Origin of the sequence: Vibrio ordalii ATCC 33509, from assembly GCA_000257205.1 — a bacterium.
Taxonomy (GTDB): Bacteria; Pseudomonadota; Gammaproteobacteria; order Enterobacterales; family Vibrionaceae; genus Vibrio; species Vibrio ordalii.
Window position 1 is genome coordinate 18,987 of sequence record AEZC01000145.1, and the last position, 18,673, is coordinate 37,659.

Below are 18,673 nucleotides of genomic sequence, written 5' to 3' on the forward strand. Positions count from 1 at the left end.
GACCCAGCTTAGTGAACTAGGCTGGGTTTTTAAAGTTAACTTCGAGTTTTAGGATGCAGGACAATCAAACTCATGATGCCGAGTAAGACAGCAGCAAAAACGGATGTAAAACGCACCAGATCATCGGAAATTGCGCTGATACTCGTTGACGTAATTCCGTAGAATACCAAAACGACATAACTTGAATACATCAGTTGAATCGAGTTATAGCTTGCTTTCTTCGCAACCGCATGAATCCCCATAAATAATGCGCTCACCACTGCAACACCCAAAGTTCCCACAATGTTAGCCTGCAATAAACTCATCACTAGAGGTGGAATTGCATAAAGTACACTAGCGTATGTCGTCAGTAGCCTTCTTAAACCGTAATCTTTACCAATGCTAGGGTCTGGGTCCTTAATGATTAACGCGACAATGATGGTAATAATCGTACTTTGTTCCAAATCCAATTTGATCGTACACACCATCATGATCATGACAATGATTGCTTTTAGCAACGTTTGCCAATCGAGCAAGTATTTTGTTGTCGAAGCGATAGGTATCACGCTCGTCGCCAGTGGCTCACCTCGTGGAAATAGTAGGTAGGCCAAGTAAGCAGTAAAGCCTGCAATAAAAATATTTTTTAGCAGAGCCATAGGGATTTGCTCAACACTAATCCCTTTCTGCTGGGTAAAAACGGTAATCATCGCGGTAGATACAATCAGCAATATGGCAAACACATCTTGTGGATTTTTCTTGGTGCGCTCCATGCACCAGTAAAAAATCCCAAATAAGAACAGGTAGTAAACATGCACGTAATCGATCAACAGCTCACTCATTAACGCCTGAAACCAAGCGGTAACGAACAAAATTCCGCCCATAATAAACACCATAATCACTGGTGGAGGCTCATGAGTTGTGGTGAGAAAAACCGCGCACATAGCGGGTGCAAGTAAAGGCAGATCCGTTCCGAATATGTATTGCCAAAACAGCAAAAGCACTGGGAATACCGCAACTCTTATAATTGGGTTTGCGGCACTATGATACATAGCTGATATAACTCCATGCCCAGATCCACACATCTTGCAATCTTTCACCTAGGTAGCTTTCATCAGGATAAAAACCGACCACGGCGCGACCACCGTATCTGAGTTGCAGATCTGCGGGTAACTCAGTGAACTCGATATTCACAGGGAAACGCTGTGCTTTAGCGCTGTTAGTGGGTGAGTTCATCAGACCATTACTGGCGTCTTGCGCAAGGCTGCCATTACCGCTACTTCCCCAACCGATTGAAGAAATTTGTCCTTCAAAAACGTCACCAGGGTGAGCATCAAAAACAATTTTGACTTTATCGCCAGACTTTAGATGAGCTAATGAGTTTTCTCTCACCATTGCAGTCAGCCATAGGTCATTGTTATTGATAAACGCTAGAAGTGGTTGCCCTGCAGCAGCATAATCACCCACAGCAACATTCATATTGGTGATTACACCATCCGCTGGTGCGATAAGTTTGGTGTGATTAAGGTTGAGTAGTGCCTGTTCTTGTCGGTTTAACACCGATTGGATTTCAGGGTTATCAATTCCTCTTGGGCCAAACTCTTGTTTGGCTTTATCTAATGAAGACGAGGCTTGAGCCAGTCCCGCTTGAGCGGTTTCTAGCTCAGCTCTGACGTTGTCCATGGTCGATTGACTAATAACGCCTTTTTCTGCCAAAACCCGATTACGCTCGACATTCTTCTTGGCATTGGTGACCTTTACACGTGCCGCAACTTCATTGGCCTGAGCGACACTGATCGCAGCCGAATCAGCTTGATAAGATTGCGCGGCTTGTTGCAAATCAAACTTCGCCGCTTTAACCGCCAATTCAAATGGACGTGGGTCGATAGTGACTAGCTCATCTCCTGCCTTTACAATGCTATTGTTGGTAATATGTACTTGTGAAATAGGGCCAGATATTTCGGGACTAATGCGGATCAATTGACCATTTACTCTGGCTTGATCTGTCATTGGCGTCATTCTGTCTGCCCACAAGGTGTAGAGCCAAAGAGCGGCAACTAAGGCAAAAATATAGTAAGTGAATGAACGAGCTTGGCTCACTTTTTGTTCGCTTGGCTCAGCACTCATTTTGGTATTATTTTCTGACATTTTCTGTTCCTATTCCCGTTTACTGTGCTTGTTCCAGTAAATTGACTTTTTTATAGATGATACTTTTCTTGGTTCGTACTTCGACAGCAATCGTAATGATGAAAGCAAAAAGACCAACCAATAGGACTGCACTCGAAGAAGAAACCAACACTTCACCCGCGTATTTGGTCCAGAGCACCGCAAGAGCAACAAACCAACCAAATAGTGCCACCGCCTGGGCTACTGCAATTGGTACAAGGTGAGACCAAAAACCGCTCTGGAGTTGATGTGTATGCTGTGGGTGGGATTTGTTGAGTTGATTAAGAAACAGTTTGGAGGTGATTAATGATAAAATGATCCCTAAACCAAAGGTTAGAGAAACCGCTTGTCCCCATACTGTCACCTCAGAATTCGTGATCACGTTAAGCGACATGGGCACACTATCCATTCCTTTGAAATGGTAGCTCGCGATGTAACCATTGATAGCTCCGTTAATCACCCCACCCACCAATGAATCTTTCACTTTGATATCCACGTTTAGCACCTTGAATGTTGTTCAATAAACTGCCGCTGAGTATAACGATAATACTCGAATAAATGCATATTAAATATGGTCACTTTTCGATATTATTTTGCCCCAGCATACTGATAAATAATAATAAAGGCGAAGGGGAATCAACCATGAAGATCGGTAAACCACTATCCAACATCAGCGAGAAGAATAACTTTATCTACTTAACGTTAGCTTTGATCATATTGTTGATCTCCGCCTCGCTAGCTCAACTGCTGCAAAATAATGCGATGGACTATGTCATGCAGGGAATCATAGTGGTGATCTTTATTGTTTGTTTCGTTAGCTTACACTTTGACCGCAAGTGGACGCATTTTTTAAGAGGGTTGGCGTTGGTATGGATAGGAGCCATCGTGGCGCAACATCTCTTTAATATCCAAGAGATGAACCTCTTGATGCTGGCTCTCACTTTTGTTTTTTTTATGGATCCTTCCAATCCTTAGTCCGGCAAATATTATTTTCTGGGAAAATCGATACCAATAAGCTAATCGGCTCTGTCGCCTTATTTTTATTGCTTGGATTGATGTGGGCGGTAGCCTACCTGTTTTTGTTAGAGCTAGACCCGCAAGCATTTCACGGTTTGGAAGCGATTCCGTGGGCAGATAATTTTTCTAACAGTGCTTATTTTAGCTTCGTGACCTTAACCACTCTCGGTTATGGGGATATTAGTCCCGTTACTCCGATTGCGAAAACGCTCGTCTATTTAGAATCGGTTGTTGGCGTTTTTTATATGGCTGTGGTGGTATCAAGCTTAGTCAGTTCGAATTTAGATAGAAATGCGTCCAGATAAAGGTATCCTCGCAAGGCGTTGCCTTGCGAAACTTACCCACTCAAGTGATTTGAGTTAAGCAATGACAGATAGCATCAAAATTTTTCGATTTCACGACAGTAACCATACCAGCCTCCGATGTATTTGCTATACATAGAGGCTAGTAGGTTTTCCAGAGTTTACAAATCTACAGGGTAGACTTTCCAGACCACGATCTACATGGTAACGAACTCTTCAGACCCAGTTGGGTGTATTGCCACCACTGAATCAAAATCGGCTTTGGTTGCGCCCATTTTCATGGCTACGCCAAAGCCTTGAATCATTTCATCAACCGCGAAACCGATGCCGTGTAGGCCAACAACGGTTTCTTCAGGGCCAGCGCATACTAGTTTCATTTTGCATGGTTGACGGTGAGAGGTGACGGCGGTGTACATGGCCGTGAAGCTCGAGGTATACACTTTGACATTCTCTTCGCCATATTGCGCTTGGGCTTCTTGCGTGGTGAGGCCAATTGTGCCGATTGGCGGATGGCTAAACACCACGGTCGGGACCAGTTTGTAATCCATCTTCGCATCGGTTTTGCCATTAAACAGGCGCTCTGAAAGTTGACGGCCTGCTTTGACTGCAACGGGTGTGAGTTCAATACCGCCTTCCATGATATCGCCGACACAGTAGATGCCCGCGACGTTGGTTTGCTGGTACTCATCAACCTTAATATAGCCTTGTGCATTGGTTGCCACACCCGTTGCTGCTAGGTTTATCGCATCGGTTGCTGGGTGGCGGCCGATTGCCCAAATGAGCGTATCAACGTTTTGGCTTTGGCCATTTTCAAGGTGCAGAGTCAGGCTGCCATCGGCTTCTTTGATCACTTCTTTTGGCACTGAATGAGTATGTAATGTTGGGCCTTCCGCCGCCATGACTTCAGTGAGTGTTTCGATGATCATAGGATCAAAGCTGCGCAGTGGTGATTCTTTGCGCACGTAAAGGTGCGTTTCAGTGCCGAGTGCGTTGAGTACGCCTGCAATTTCAACCGCAATATAACCTGCGCCCACAACCGCGACGCGTTTAGGCTGTTCGGTCAAGTCAAAGAAACCATTGGAATCAATGCCGTATTGCGCCCCTGGGATCGCCGGAATGGTTGGGCGTCCGCCAACGGCAATCAGGATATGGTCTGCCGTGTAGTGTTCACCGTTGACTTCTACGGTTTTTGCATCAACAAAGCGAGCGAAACCGCGGATCACTTCCACTTTATTATTGCCCAATACGCGGTCGTACGATTGATGAATACGGCCAATATACGCTTGGCGGCTCTCAATCAGTTTTGACCAATCCAATCCTTTGACATCGACATCGAAGCCATAATCTTTGGCATAAAGGTGCATTGCTTCAGCAATTTGCGCGCCATGCCACATCACTTTTTTCGGAACACAACCGACGTTGACACAAGTGCCGCCAAGGTCTTTGGCTTCAATCAGTGCGACTTTCGCACCATACCTTGCCGCGCGGTTCGCTGAAGCGATACCACCAGAGCCACCACCGATACAGATATAATCAAAATGCGTTGTCATTACTTTCTCCATTATTCTTTTTTCATCCTATTTGACCTTGGTTTTGTACGGTGTTGGCAACCATAGCAAGGCGAAAAAGGTTCTCTACTTCTTTGATAGATTGGGTCAGTTTATTCTGGTACAACCCATTCGACTTTAAAATGACCGGTTACCGGGGCAATCGCTTGCTGAAGAAACGGTAAAATTTCCTGCATTTGCCCTTCCAGTGTCCACGGTGGGTTAATCACTATCATGCCTGAAGCGGTCATGCCACGTTCATGGGTGTCTGGCGACACGCCCAATTCAATTTGTAAGATTTTGCGAATGCCGAGGCTTGCCAGCCCTTCAAGCCCTTCAAGCAAGTCATCAATGGTGTCGCGATTCACTACGGGATACCAAATGGCGTAGATACCCGTCGCCCAGCGCTTATAACTTTGGGCAATGGCTCTTACGACATCGCTGTACTCTTTGGCCAATTCGTAAGGGGGATCGATCAACACTAAGCCGCGACGCTCTTTCGGTGGCAGGCTACCGATTAAGCGTTGGAAACCATCTTCTTTGTAAATCGATACCTGACGATCTCGGTGGAACTCTTGCTCGAGCAAAGGGTAATCGCTCGGATGCAATTCAGTGAGCACCATACGATCCTGTGCGCGTAGATGAGCACGCGCCACACGTGGTGAGCCGGGGTAGTAACGTAACTCTTCGCTTTCATTGAGCGCTTTTACTGCCTCAAGGTAGCTTTGAATGGCGGGTGGCGTTACATTTTGTTGCCAAATACGAGCAATCCCTTGTTTATATTCACCAGTTTTTTCTGACCATTCATGGGTCAAGTCATAACGGCCCACACCAGAGTGTGTGTCATGATAAACAAAAGGCTTCTCTTTTTGCTGTAATGCATTGAGGATAAGGCTTTGTACGATATGCTTTAATACATCCGCGTGGTTGCCCGCGTGAAAACTGTGGCGATAACTTAGCAAAATAGGCTCTCAAAACACCCCAAATGGAGTGTGTTTCATCAATCAAACGTATTGGCTGATTATACGCCACTATTGAAAATTGCTGAACCTACCTATATTTACTATTTCAGATAAACAAAATCGACGGTTGCCGTGAAACAATCAGTGACTGTTGCAGAGAAATGCATCAACGTGCAGGCGCGTCTTAACTTAAAAGGAATGTTTTATGTCTAATCCACTTCTCACTTTCACGGATTTACCGCCGTTTTCCGCCATTAAGCCAGAGCATGTGAAGCCTGCGGTTGAGAAAGCGATAGAAGATTGCCGCACCGAAATTGAAAAACGCCTTGTTGGCAATAGCACCCCAACGTGGCAAAACTTGATTGAACCCATTGAAGAGGTGGATGATCGCTTAAGCCGCATTTGGTCGCCAGTAAGCCACCTTAATTCTGTGCTCAATAGCGATGAACTGCGTGATGCGTACGAAAGCTGTTTGCCGCTGCTGTCTGAATACGGCACTTGGGTTGGGCAACATAAAGGCCTGTTTGAAGCCTATAAGAGCATGAAAGCCAGCGATACTTTTTCCTCGCTCTCTCAAGCGCAGCAAAAAACCATCAATGATGCACTGCGTGATTTTGAGCTATCGGGTATCGGCTTGCCATTGGCAGAGCAAAAACGGTACGGCGAGATCAGTAAACGTCAATCTGAGTTGGGTTCTAAGTTCTCTAATAACGTACTGGATGCCACGATGGGCTGGACCAAGCACATTACCGACGCCAATCAATTAGCGGGCATGCCAGAATCGGCGTTAGCAGCGGCACAAGCGGCGGCGCAAGCCAAAGAGCTCGATGGTTATTTATTAACGCTCGACATTCCTTCTTATCTGCCAGTGATGACTTATTGCGATAACCAAGCGCTGCGCAAAGAGCTTTATGAAGCGTATGTCACGCGTGCCTCGGATCGCGGGCCAAATGTGGGCAAGTGGGATAACAGCGAAATCATCGCTGAGAAACTCAAACTGCGTCATGAAATAGCCCGTATGCTCGGTTTTAATACCTACAGTGAAAAATCACTGGCGACTAAAATGGCGCAAACGCCCGATCAAGTGTTAGGGTTTTTAAATGATTTAGCCACCAAAGTGAAACCGCAAGGTGAGCGTGAAGTAGAAGAGTTGCGTCAATTTGCGCAGCAAGAGTTTGGCGTGACCACGCTAGAGTTGTGGGATATCGCTTACTACAGCGAAAAACAGAAACAGCACTTGTTTGATATTTCAGATGAAGAGCTGCGCCCTTATTTCCCAGAATCGAAAGTGGTGAGCGGCCTATTTGAAGTACTCCACCGCGTATTTGGCATGAGCGTCAAAGAGCGCTCTGGGGTTGATACTTGGCATCCATCGGTGCGTTTTTTCGATATTTTTGATGCGAAAGGATCACTGCGTGGCAGCTTCTATCTCGACCTGTATGCACGCGAACATAAGCGTGGCGGCGCGTGGATGGATGATTGCCGTGGCCGCCGTATCACTCAAAATGGCGAGCTACAAACACCAGTGGCTTATTTGACCTGTAACTTTAATCGCCCAATCGGTGATAAACCTGCGTTATTTACTCATGATGAAGTGGTCACTTTGTTCCATGAGTTTGGACACGGGATCCACCACATGTTGACTCAAGTTGAAGTGGGTGCGGTATCTGGCATCAACGGTGTACCGTGGGATGCGGTTGAACTGCCCAGTCAGTTCCTTGAAAATTGGTGCTGGGAAGAAGAGGCGTTAGCGTTTATTTCAGGTCATTACGAAACGGGTGAACCGCTACCGAAAGAAATGCTCGATAAAATGCTCGCGGCGAAAAACTTCCAGTCAGCGATGTTTATTTTGCGCCAACTTGAATTTGGTTTGTTCGATTTCACCTTGCACACCACTTACGATCCCGAAGTAGGGCCGCAAGTGTTGGAAACTCTTGCCCAAGTGAAAAAGAAAGTGGCCGTGTTACCAAGCCTTGAATGGAACCGTTTCTCACACAGCTTTAGCCACATCTTTGCTGGCGGTTACAGCGCAGGTTATTACAGCTACTTATGGGCGGAAGTGCTTTCGGCTGATGCGTTTTCTCGCTTTGAGGAAGAGGGGATTTTTAACCCACAGACTGGGCAAAGTTTCTTGAACAACATCCTTGAAATGGGTGGTAGTGAAGAGCCGATGGAGCTATTTAAACGCTTTAGAGGCCGCGAGCCGCAAATTGATGCGTTGCTGCGTCATGCGGGGATCGCCGCGTAGTCACGCGCTTGAAAGGCGATGAAGCTCGAATTAGCCCACCTTTGCGGTGGGCTTTTCATTTTTGAATGCCCAGAAAAATATGATAGAGACGAGCATCTTGCCGCGATTTGAGGTTATAATCTGGGCAATTATGTATAAATAACCAGTAGCTTAGCCATGATGGATCCTTCTCTCTTACTCGACGGTCTCAACGATAAACAGCGCGAAGCGGTTGCCGCGCCTTTAGAAAACTTGCTGGTGCTTGCCGGAGCGGGGAGTGGTAAAACCCGAGTATTGGTGCATCGCATTGCTTGGCTTATCTCGGTTGAAAACGCCTCGCCTTTTTCAGTGATGTCGGTGACTTTTACCAACAAAGCGGCGGCGGAAATGCGTGGCCGAATTGAAGAGTTGATGATGGGCAGTGCATCGGGCATGTGGAATGGTACCTTCCACGGTATTTGCCACCGTATTTTACGCGCTCACTATCTCGATGCTCGCCTGCCAGAGGATTTTCAGATCCTCGATTCTGAAGATCAACTGCGTTTGCTGCGCCGCTTAATCAAAGCACAAAACCTAGATGAGAAGCAGTGGCCAACGCGCCAGGTGTGCTGGTGGATTAACGGTAAAAAAGATGAAGGTCTTCGTCCTAAGCACATCGATGCGTACCGCGATCCCGTGACTCAAACCTATTTGCAGCTTTATTCCGCGTACCAAGAGGCGTGCGATCGCGCAGGCTTGGTCGATTTTGCCGAAATTTTGCTGCGTTGCCACGAGATGTTGCGTGATAAGCAGCACATTCGTGAACATTATCAAGCGCGCTTTAAACACATCTTGGTCGACGAATTTCAAGACACCAATAACATCCAATACGCGTGGCTGCGCATGATGGCTGGGCGCGATTGCCACGTGATGATCGTCGGTGATGATGATCAGTCCATTTATGGCTGGCGTGGTGCCAAAATTGAAAACCTCGACAAATTCACGCAGGAATTTCCGAGCGTTAATACCATTCGTTTAGAGCAAAACTACCGTTCAACCAAAACCATTTTGCAAGCCTCGAACGCACTGATCGCGAACAACACCGAACGAATGGGTAAAGAGCTCTGGACCGATGGCAGCGAAGGCGAGCCGATTTCTATCTATTCGGCTTACAACGATCTTGATGAGGCGCGTTTTACCGTCAATAAAATCAAAGAGTGGCGAGATAAAGGTGGCGCATTAGAAGATTGTGCGATGCTTTATCGCAACAACGCCCAATCTCGTGTTTTGGAAGAAGCCTTGATTCAAGCAGGCTTGCCCTATCGCATCTACGGCGGCATGCGCTTCTTCGAGCGCCAAGAGATCAAAGATGCGTTAAGTTACTTGCGTTTGATGTCTAACCGCAATGATGATTCGGCCTTTGAGCGAGTCGTAAATACGCCACCGCGTGGCTTAGGTGATAAAACGCTGGAAACCATTCGTTTTGCGGCGCGAGATCGCGGCTGTACCTTGTGGCAAGCGAGCCTTGTGTTGTTGGAAGAAAAAGTGCTCACAGGACGTGCGGCAAGCGCATTAAGCCGGTTTATTGAACTTGTCAATGCCCTTGAAGATGATAGCGCTGAGATGCCGCTACACAGTCAAACTGACCATGTAATCAAAACCTCTGGCTTGTTTGAGATGTATCAGCTTGAAAAGGGTGAAAAGTCCAAAGCCAGAATTGAAAACTTGGAAGAACTAGTCACCGCAACACGCCAATTTGAAAAACCAGAAGAAGCGGATGAGATGAGCATGTTGACGGCCTTTTTAACCCACGCAGCGCTGGAAGCGGGCGAAGGGCAGGCTGACGAGTTTGATGATGCCGTACAGTTAATGACACTGCACAGCGCGAAAGGGTTAGAGTTCCCGTTGGTGTTTATGGTTGGCGTTGAAGAGGGCATGTTCCCTAGCCAAATGTCGGCCGAAGAAGCGGGGCGATTGGAAGAGGAGCGCCGTTTGTGTTACGTCGGAATGACGCGCGCCATGCAAAAGCTCTACATTACTTACGCTGAAATTCGCCGTTTATACGGTCAGGATAAATACCATAAGCCGTCACGCTTTATCCGTGAGCTGCCAGAACACTGCCTTGATGAAGTGCGTATGAAAGCGCAAGTGAGCCGACCAAGCAGTGCCGGGCGTTTTAGTCAAACAGCGGTCAAAGAGAACTTTAACGAGACGGGTTTTAGCTTGGGCGCACGCGTGAAACACCCTATTTTTGGTGAAGGAACCATCATTAATTTCGAAGGTAGTGGCCCGCAAAGTCGAGTGCAAGTCGCTTTTAACGGTGAAGGCATTAAATGGCTAGTGACTGCTTATGCCAAGCTAGAGAAAGTGTAAGATTTACGAGAAAAGAAAAACCCCGAGGGCTTACGCCCTGCGGGGTTATAGTCTTACTTGCAGCAATCCAGCTACGAAAGTGCTCCATGCATCAAATCCATGATAGTGGCTGAATTCCGTCAGCTTAATCCGTTCTTCGCCTTCCTAGCGGTGTCCTTGGGTGACTTCCTAGTCTGCTAACCATCCACGTTAGCGCGCTTCACTTGTTCCTTGAGCGGTGTCCTTTACATCATCCTGATGTTCAGTCCTTGCCTCGTCCAGAGGTGTCCATTGTCTTTCCTTAGTAGTAACCATCCTAGCTACTATTGCGTCCATTCAATGTCCAATTTGCTTTCCGTGCCGACTGTCATCCTGAGCAGCCGTCTCTTCATCCTGAAGATGACCAATCCGTGGTGCTTTCCTGTTCCGTGTCAGAATCCTTCCAACAAGGTTCATATTACCCGTCTCTAATTTATCGGCAATGCTTGAGAAACGCTTTTCTCGCAAATTATTTCATGATTTTTTTGTTTCTCATTTAAAATCAATGGCTTGTTGTTTTTAGTGCTGTTTTTTCTACTCAAAAAGCGATATTTGCTCACTCGTTTGTAAGAGATCTCGCACAAAGCGGATCGCGGATCGCTGCATCAATGGCTAAGGCTAAGCATGGCTTGCAGTAAAATAAGTCCACCGATGAGCGTAAAAATAACGCCACATACTCCATCAATATACACAGTGAGTGACTGTAAACGTTTTTGTAGGCGCGCGGTAGAGAGCATCCACGCTAAGATTGAGAACCAGATGAAGAAGATCCCCCAAAGAATCAATAAGGCGATGCTTTTTCCGGAGAAAGACATTCCTACGGGTACTAAGCTTGACATTAAGCTGATAAAAAAGACTAAGGCTTTCGGATTAAAAAGATTAGTGATAAAACCGCGAGAAAAGGCTTGGCGTTGATTATCGATCAAACGATGGCGCTCATTATTTAGGTCAACAGCTTGTGGTGATCGCCAGTGGCTATAGGTAGATTTGAGTGCGCCGAAACCTAAATAAAATAAATAACTCCCGCCCGCCAGTTGTACCACCGCAAACAAAGTTGGTTGCTGATGCACCAAATAGCTTATTCCTGTGAGGCTCAGCAGTGAGTGAATTAAAATGCCGCACGATAACCCAAGAGCAATAAAAACCCCGGTTTTTCGACCGTAACGGGTAGCATTTTGTACTACTAGGGCGACATCTGGCCCGGGGCTCAATAGCGCCATGAAATGTACGCCAGCTAAGGTGACCAATATAGAAAGTTCGTTCATGTATTCTCCTCATGTTTGACGGTGAGTATGCGTGGAGAAAACGTGCTTGCCTTGTAAATTACTGACAGTTTGGCTAGTAAAGTGTACGGTTGACGGCGGAAGGGGCGATGCCAAAAGTTGCTTTGAACGCCTTACTGAAATGGGCTTGATCATAAAAACCGACTTGATAGGCGACTTCAGTGCTAGAGGCTCCGGTTTTCAACAATTTCATCGCTTGCTCTAAACGTAAACGCAATAACCACGCATAAGGTGTGATGCCCGTTTGCGCCTTGAAATGGCGCTGAAACTGAGTGGGTGAAAGCTGGCAAAGCTGAGCGAGCTGTTCAAGGCGGATCGGTTGGTCGAGTTGACTGAGTGCCCACTCTTTCAGCGTGGCGAGGTTGCGCTGGCCAAGCGGTTTAACCTCCGGCAGTTTCAAGTGGCTATAGCGTTCAAGTAAAGGTGTGAACCCTTGGTAGGGTAAGCAATCTTTAGCGAGTTGACTAAGCTTATCCTGCTTCATGGTGTGATGAAGTTGCAGCAGTGAGCAAAAAAGTGGCGCGTCATCGACTATTAACTGATCAAAACCCAGCACTTGTTCGATCTGCTTGGCTTCTAAGGTTTGCTGTAGCCAAGTGGGTTCAATGGCAAACACTTGCACTTGGTAGCCAGAGCCATTGTGCGCTTGCCCATCGTGCAGTTCATCTGGCGACATCAGAACTACGCCGCCCCGTTGTACCTGATGCCAAGCGCCTTGGTGGTAGAAGCGCTGCGTTCCTTGAGTGATAAGGCCAATATGAATATCAAGATGGTAGTGGCGATCAAACGCAAACTGACGATAGTCTGCATCAATCAGACCGATCGCAGGATAGGCCGTTTGGCTGTAGCTCACTTTATCCATAGAGACCAAAATTTAGGGTTGAATAATACAAGCTTAGCCAGCCATGTCGCTACTGTCTTGTAAAAAATGATCACAGAACTCTGGCTGGTTTTGAGCGGTTTGGCATAAACGAAGCGTAGAAAACGGTTGGCGCGTGTTTATCTCGCCAACCGAGACTATATTACAGAGCGTTATTCTCCGATGGCGACACCTTCACGGCGTGGATCAGCAGCGCCTTCAAGACCTTGCTCTGTAATACGAATGGCGTGTAGCCCAGAATTGAGATCTCGGATCGCCACTTTCGCTCCCATACTTTCTAGCGCCGGTTTGAATTGTTCTGCTTGAGTCCCTTTTTCTAATTCCATTTCACCAAAACGATTTAACACATGCGGTTGGCTGATTGCAGCCTGAATATCCATACCCCACTGCAAATGAGCGATTAATGCTTGTGCTACATAACCAATGATGCGGCTACCCCCCGGAGAGCCAATGGCGAGATAGGGTTGGTTATTGTGTAGTACGACGGTCGGAGCCATTGAAGAGCGAGGGCGCTTACCTGGCTCAAGGCGATTAGCGATGGGACGACCATCACTGTGGGTAGCAAAGGAAAAATCGGTTAGCTCATTATTGAGTAAAAAGCCGCGCACAAAGAGGCGAGAGCCAAACGCGTTTTCGATTGAGGTCGTGTACGACACGACATTACCTTCACGATCGACAATATTAAAGTGGCTAGTGGACGGTAATTCAATCGATTGATCTGGGCTACGCAGTTGTGCGTTGTGCCAAGGTGGGTTACCTGCTTCAGCGCTGGTCAGCGCTTTGCCAGGTTGAATGAGTTGAGCTCGTTCAGCAAGATAGCTTTTATCTAATAAACCTTGCGTTGGGACGGGAACATAATCTTGATCCGCCATGTGCAAGCCACGATCGGCAAAGGCCAATCGAGAGGCATCGCCCAACACCTGCCAAGAGTTCACCTCTTTGGCTCCCCAGCCTTTTAAATCATATTGTTCGGTGATCGACAAAATTTGGCCCACAGTGAGTGCACCTGAACTGGGCAAGCCCATACCACACACTTGATAGCTTTGGTAAGGCGCACAAATCGGCTCACGCTGTTTGACTTGGTAAGTATCAAAATCTTGTTGGGCAAGTACACCGGGATTACCTGCTGCATTTTGTACGGTATGAATAATGTCTTTGGCTATATCACCTTGATAGAAGGCTTTTGCTCCATGTTTCGCGATAGCATTCAGCGTGGCGGCATATTCAGGGTTTTTCAGTAAGGTGCCCGTTTTCAGTGGGTCACCCTGCGCGTCGAAGAAATACGCTTTGGTGGCCGGAAAGCGGCTTAAGCGTTGTTTATCTTCCGCAATTAAGGTGGCAAGGCGAGGGCTGATTTCAAACCCTCTTTGCGCAAGTGCCACTACGGGCTCAATCAGGCGAGTCCATTCCAGCTTGCCGTATTGGCGATGGGTTTCCCACAGCAACTTAACGGTGCCGGGTGTGCCGACTGAGCGACCTCCCACAACAGCATCGTAAAATTGCAGTGGTTTTCCGGTGCTATCTAAAAAGAGATTTGGCGTGGCATTGAGTGGCGCGGTTTCTCGGCCATCAAAGGTAGTGAGTGCTTTTTTCTTGGCATCCCAGTAGACCAAAAATGAGCCGCCGCCGATACCTGAAGATTGGGGCTCAACCAGTCCGAGCATCAATTGTGTCGTTACCATGGCATCGATCGCATTACCCCCTTGGCGTAAAATATCAGCGCCGGCTTCGGTGGCCAAAGGATTGGCGGCTGTCACCATCCAGTGTTTGGCTTTAACCAACTGTTTTTGTTCAAAACCACTACTTTGTTCAGGTGCAAAAGCATCGGCTGCCTGATCAGAGGCAGCTTGCGCAGAAACAGCAAAAATCAAGGCTGGAAGAGTCAATCGTGTGTGAGTCAAGAGCATGCCCATCTCCATTGGGTTGTGATGAAGATGTTATGTTATCGTTTTACGGTTGTTATTTGCCAGTCAGTTGTGCTTGGAATGTTCGATTTATGCCACGATGTCTCAGGATTGGATAATAAGGCAATAGCACCTAATCGGTTTATGCCCGTTGAGCGCGTCGCGCGGTTCGCCTTGTTTTTAAACCATCAAAACTGAACAGCAACAATGCTGCCCAAATAAAGGCAAAAGTGATGGCTTTATCACTAGAGAAGGCTTCACCATACACCAAGACAGCGAGCAAAAACATCAAGCTTGGGCCGATGTATTGGAAGAAACCCAGCGTTGAAAGTTTTAAACGCGTTGCTGCTCCTGTGAAACAAAGCAAAGGCAAGGTCGTGATGACGCCAGCTGCGATCAGCAGTAGGTTGAGATTAAGAGGATTGATAGCCATATCTGAAGTGGGCGAGCTGGCGATAAATAACAGATAAATCAACGCTGCGGGCAACATCACCAAGGTTTCGATAAACAAACCTGTTTGTGCATCAACCGCCACTTTTTTACGCAGCAAGCCATACAAGCCAAAACTGGCAGCCAAAGCGATGGCGACCACAGGAATCGAACCAAACACAATCAACTGAATGGCCACGCCAATGGTGGCTAGCGCTACCGCGACCCACTGTAGTTTGCGTAATCGCTCGCCAAGAAAAAGCATACCGAGTACGACATTGAGCAGCGGGTTAATGTAATAGCCTAAACTGGCGTCTAACATATGATTAGCATTGATCGCCCAGATAAAAATTAACCAGTTCACCGCAACCAGACAAGCGGTGGTCATCAGATAGATCATCTTTGATTTATGAGTAATCACGCTGCGTACACTGCGCCAGTTGCGGCCAAAATGAAGCAATGCTGCTAACAAGAAAAACGACCACACTACGCGGTGAGTGAGGATCTCAAGTACAGGAACATTGTTGATCGTTTTAAAATAGATCGGTGCGATGCCCCACATGGTGTAAGCACCAATAGCCAGTAAAACGCCTTGTCTGGAGCGTTGTTCTTCTGTGGTCATGATGAATTCTCAAAGGAGTGAAGTGCTGAGCCAGCGAAACGATTCGACAGTATATACTGTTCCTCAAGTAAGTTGCAGCTTTGTTAATCGGCTGCCCACTCGAGATTTTGAGTGACGAATAATGGCCGAGAATCAAGCGATTCGCTTTACCGCTACATTTTGCGGTTTTATTCACCATCGAACCCCACTACAATAAGACGCTTTGCGGTATAGCGGTTGCTCTACCCCTTTTGTTCACCCTTGGAAATTTCATGACCGCAACGTTAATGGCTCAACAAACCGATCCTCAACCTGAGACACCGCACAGTATTTTACAGACAGTGTTTGGTTATCAGTCGTTTCGTGTCGGCCAGCAAGAGGTGATTGACGCTTCGTTAGCGGGGCAAGATAGCTTAGTTATCATGCCAACGGGTGGGGGAAAATCGCTCTGTTATCAGATCCCTGCGTTAGTCAAAGAGGGCATCACTTTAGTCATTTCGCCGCTCATTTCATTGATGAAAGACCAAGTGGATCAGCTTAAAGCCAACGGTGTCGCGGCTGAGTGTATTAATTCAAGTATGTCACGTGAGATGCTGATGTCGGTGTATAACCGAATGAACGCGGGGCAACTGAAGCTGATTTACGCGTCGCCTGAGCGCGTCTTAATGCCCGATTTCATCGAACGCTTGCAGCAGTTGCCATTGGCAATGATTGCCGTGGATGAAGCACACTGTATTTCTCAATGGGGGCACGATTTTCGCCCGGAGTATGCGGCGTTAGGCCAACTTAAACAGCATTTTTCACACGTGCCTTTTATGGCACTGACGGCAACGGCTGATGACGCCACGCGCGTGGATATTTTGCACCGTTTGCAGTTGCAAGAGCCGCATGTCTATCTGGGCAGCTTTGATCGTCCTAATATCCGCTATACCTTGGTCGAAAAGCACAAACCGGTTTCACAGGTGATCCGCTATCTTGATACGCAAAGATGGCATTGCGGCATCATTTACTGTGGCAGTCGCAAAAAAAGTCGAAATGCTGACAGAAAAACTGTGCAACAACCATTTACGAGCGGCCAGTTACCATGCTGGTATGGACGCCGATGAGCGCGCTTATGTGCAAGAAGCATTTCAGCGTGATGACATTCAGATAGTGGTTGCTACCGTCGCATTTGGAATGGGGATTAATAAACCCAACGTGCGTTTTGTGGTGCATTTTGATATTCCGCGCAACATTGAATCTTACTATCAAGAGACCGGGCGCGCAGGGCGAGACGGTTTGCCAGCCGAAGCGATGATGCTCTATGATCCGGCCGACATCAGTTGGCTGCGTCGAATGTTAGATGAGAAGCCGGAAGGGCCACAAAAGCAGGTGGAAAGCCATAAGTTGGGCGCGATGAGCGCTTTTGCTGAAGCACAAACTTGTCGCCGCCAAGTGTTGCTCAATTATTTTGGTGAATATCGAGACAAACCTTGCGGCAACTGCGATATCTGCCTTGATCCCCCCAAGCATTTCGATGCCACGCAAGAGGCGCAAAAAGCATTATCGTGCGTTTATCGCGTCAACCAAAGTTTCGGTATGGGTTATGTGGTGGAAGTGATGCGCGGTATGCAAAATATCCGTATTCGTGAAAATGGCCACGACAAGCTCACTACTTACGGCATTGGTCGCGATCATAGCCATGATTATTGGGTGAGTATTTTCCGTCAGTTGATCCATAAAGGGTTGTTGCAGCAAAACATTACTCGCAATTCGACCTTGCAGTTGACGGAAGAGGCGCGACCGCTGCTGCGTGGAGAAATGCCATTAGAGTTAGCTATTCCACGCTTAGACACGGCCGCTCGCGCGGCGAAATCAGATAAGTTATCCAACAAAAACTACGACAAACCACTGTTTGCCAAATTGCGTAAATTGCGTAAATCGATTGCTGATGAAGATGGCCTGCCGCCTTACGTGGTCTTTAGTGATGCGACCCTAATTGATATGGCGGAAATATTGCCCACTTCGTACGGAGAAATGTTGGCCGTTAACGGTGTTGGGCAGCGCAAGCTTGAAAAATACGCCGACCCATTTTTAGACCTGATTCAGGAGCACTTAACCCACCATGGCTGAGTTCGGTTTAGCACACAATTTACAAGATGAAGGGCGACTCGTCTTGAGTACAGCGCGTTTTGATGTCGATACTTTTCCTGCACTAGGCGAACGTTTGGTCAAGCAGCTTTCGGCTACAGTGATAGAAAAACAGTGGGATGCGGACATTCACTCATGGTTGATTGATTTTGAAGGTTGCTTACTTTTTCTCAAAGCCGAGCATTACAGCGAGTCGGTTTGGCTTGAAGCACTTGCCATCAAAGAGAGCCAAGAAGAGCTGGCGTTTCTCGCGCAATTATTAGCGCGAGGTTTCTAAGCGTGTAGATCAACTCTGCATATCCGCCTTTTGTTCCTTCATTATTCAGCCGGGCTTGCGGCTATTTTTTGGTGATTTTATCTAAATAACCCATCGCAAAGGCCGACAAGACAAAGGTAATGTGCAGCAGTAAGTACCACTTAATTTTTTCACTGTCGATATTTTCAGTGTTCATGAAGACTTTCAGCAAATGAATTGAGGAGATGGCGACAATCGATGCCGAAACCTTATTTTTCAACGATCCTGTATCTAATTTTCCTAGCCAGCCGAGCTTATCATCCTCTGCGGCGATATTAATTTTAGAGACAAAATTCTCATAGCCTGAAAACATCACCATCACAATCAACCCACCAACCAATGAAATATCAATCAAAGAAAGCGTTACTAAAATCAGGCTGACTTCATCGGTGCTCAAGATGTTAGGTAACAGATGAAAGACCTCTTGGAAAAACTTAATGCCTAATGCCTAATGCCAGTAGTACTAAACTTAATCCCAAATAGATAGGCGCCATAATCCAGCGTGCTGAATAGAGTAGTTTTTCGACGATATTTTCCATAATCATTCCGTTTATGATCTCCACGAGGTATGGGGAATAAGGGCG

Annotated in this window: 12 protein-coding genes and 3 pseudogenes; 5 read left to right on the forward strand and 10 right to left on the reverse strand. The window is 47.0% G+C overall.

Annotation, left to right across the window (positions count from 1 at the left end):
- Window positions 1–35: 35 nt before the first annotated feature.
- The 3 genes from VOR_RS0110495 to VOR_RS0110505 are packed head-to-tail and all read right to left on the reverse strand — an operon-like array spanning window position 36 to window position 2,638.
- Window positions 36–1,028: a DUF2955 domain-containing protein gene (locus VOR_RS0110495; RefSeq protein ID WP_010319664.1), complete on the reverse strand. Its 993-nt coding sequence runs from the start codon at window positions 1,026–1,028 to the stop codon at window positions 36–38.
- Complete coding sequence (locus tag VOR_RS0110500; protein ID WP_010319665.1) at window positions 1,018–2,124, reverse strand: HlyD family secretion protein; 1,107 nt, start codon at window positions 2,122–2,124, stop codon at window positions 1,018–1,020. Before VOR_RS0110500 ends, VOR_RS0110495 begins: the two co-directional genes overlap by 11 nt.
- A gap of 19 nt (window positions 2,125–2,143) precedes the next feature.
- Entirely contained in the window at window positions 2,144–2,638 is a 495-nt protein-coding gene (locus VOR_RS0110505; RefSeq protein ID WP_010319666.1) for a hypothetical protein, read from the reverse strand.
- Window positions 2,639–2,784: 146 nt separating this feature from the next.
- Between VOR_RS0110505 and VOR_RS17880 the strand changes: the two are divergent.
- Window positions 2,785–3,464, forward strand: a pseudogene (locus tag VOR_RS17880) (potassium channel family protein).
- A gap of 194 nt (window positions 3,465–3,658) precedes the next feature.
- Here VOR_RS17880 and gorA read toward each other — a convergent pair.
- Window positions 3,659–5,011, reverse strand: a complete 1,353-nt coding sequence (gene gorA, locus VOR_RS0110515; protein WP_010319667.1) for a glutathione-disulfide reductase — start codon at window positions 5,009–5,011, stop codon at window positions 3,659–3,661.
- Between the two features lie 110 nt (window positions 5,012–5,121).
- Window positions 5,122–5,970: a 23S rRNA (adenine(2030)-N(6))-methyltransferase RlmJ gene (locus VOR_RS0110520; protein WP_010319668.1), complete on the reverse strand. Its 849-nt coding sequence runs from the start codon at window positions 5,968–5,970 to the stop codon at window positions 5,122–5,124.
- A 205-nt stretch (window positions 5,971–6,175) separates the two neighbouring features.
- On the opposite strand from VOR_RS0110520, the gene prlC reads away from it, so the two are divergent.
- Window positions 6,176–8,218 carry an oligopeptidase A gene (prlC, locus tag VOR_RS0110525; RefSeq protein ID WP_010319669.1) on the forward strand — a complete coding sequence of 681 codons (2,043 nt, stop codon included), beginning with the start codon at window positions 6,176–6,178 and terminating at the stop codon, window positions 8,216–8,218.
- Window positions 8,219–8,374: 156 nt separating this feature from the next.
- On the forward strand, window positions 8,375–10,549 hold the full coding sequence (gene uvrD / locus VOR_RS0110530; protein WP_029627096.1) for a DNA helicase II: 2,175 nt from the start codon (window positions 8,375–8,377) through the stop codon (window positions 10,547–10,549).
- Window positions 10,550–11,172: 623 nt separating this feature from the next.
- On the opposite strand, the gene VOR_RS0110545 is transcribed toward uvrD, so the two are convergent.
- The 4 genes from VOR_RS0110545 to rarD form a co-directional block, all read right to left on the reverse strand.
- The gene (locus VOR_RS0110545) at window positions 11,173–11,832 is read right to left on the reverse strand and encodes a LysE family translocator (protein WP_010319672.1); all 660 of its coding nucleotides are present in this window, start codon (window positions 11,830–11,832) and stop codon (window positions 11,173–11,175) included.
- Window positions 11,833–11,905: 73 nt separating this feature from the next.
- Window positions 11,906–12,712, reverse strand: coding sequence for an AraC family transcriptional regulator (locus tag VOR_RS0110550; RefSeq protein ID WP_029627097.1), 807 nt, complete (start codon window positions 12,710–12,712; stop codon window positions 11,906–11,908).
- Window positions 12,713–12,882: 170 nt separating this feature from the next.
- Window positions 12,883–14,649: a gamma-glutamyltransferase gene (gene ggt, locus VOR_RS0110555; RefSeq protein WP_155815361.1), complete on the reverse strand. Its 1,767-nt coding sequence runs from the start codon at window positions 14,647–14,649 to the stop codon at window positions 12,883–12,885.
- Window positions 14,650–14,776: 127 nt separating this feature from the next.
- Window positions 14,777–15,685, reverse strand: a complete 909-nt coding sequence (gene rarD / locus VOR_RS0110560; protein WP_010319675.1) for an EamA family transporter RarD — start codon at window positions 15,683–15,685, stop codon at window positions 14,777–14,779.
- 251 nt (window positions 15,686–15,936) lie between these two features.
- Between rarD and recQ the strand changes: the two are divergent.
- Window positions 15,937–17,776 (forward strand): annotated as a pseudogene (gene recQ / locus VOR_RS17885) (ATP-dependent DNA helicase RecQ).
- A complete protein-coding gene (locus VOR_RS0110570) occupies window positions 17,769–18,071 on the forward strand; it encodes a DUF3630 family protein (RefSeq protein WP_010319676.1) in 303 nt (100 codons plus the stop codon). The pseudogene recQ and the gene VOR_RS0110570 overlap by 8 nt, the downstream one beginning before the upstream one ends.
- 61 nt (window positions 18,072–18,132) lie before the next feature.
- On the opposite strand, the pseudogene VOR_RS17890 reads toward VOR_RS0110570, so the two are convergent.
- A pseudogene (locus VOR_RS17890) lies at window positions 18,133–18,628 on the reverse strand (TIGR00645 family protein).
- Between the last annotated feature and the right edge of the window lie 45 nt (window positions 18,629–18,673).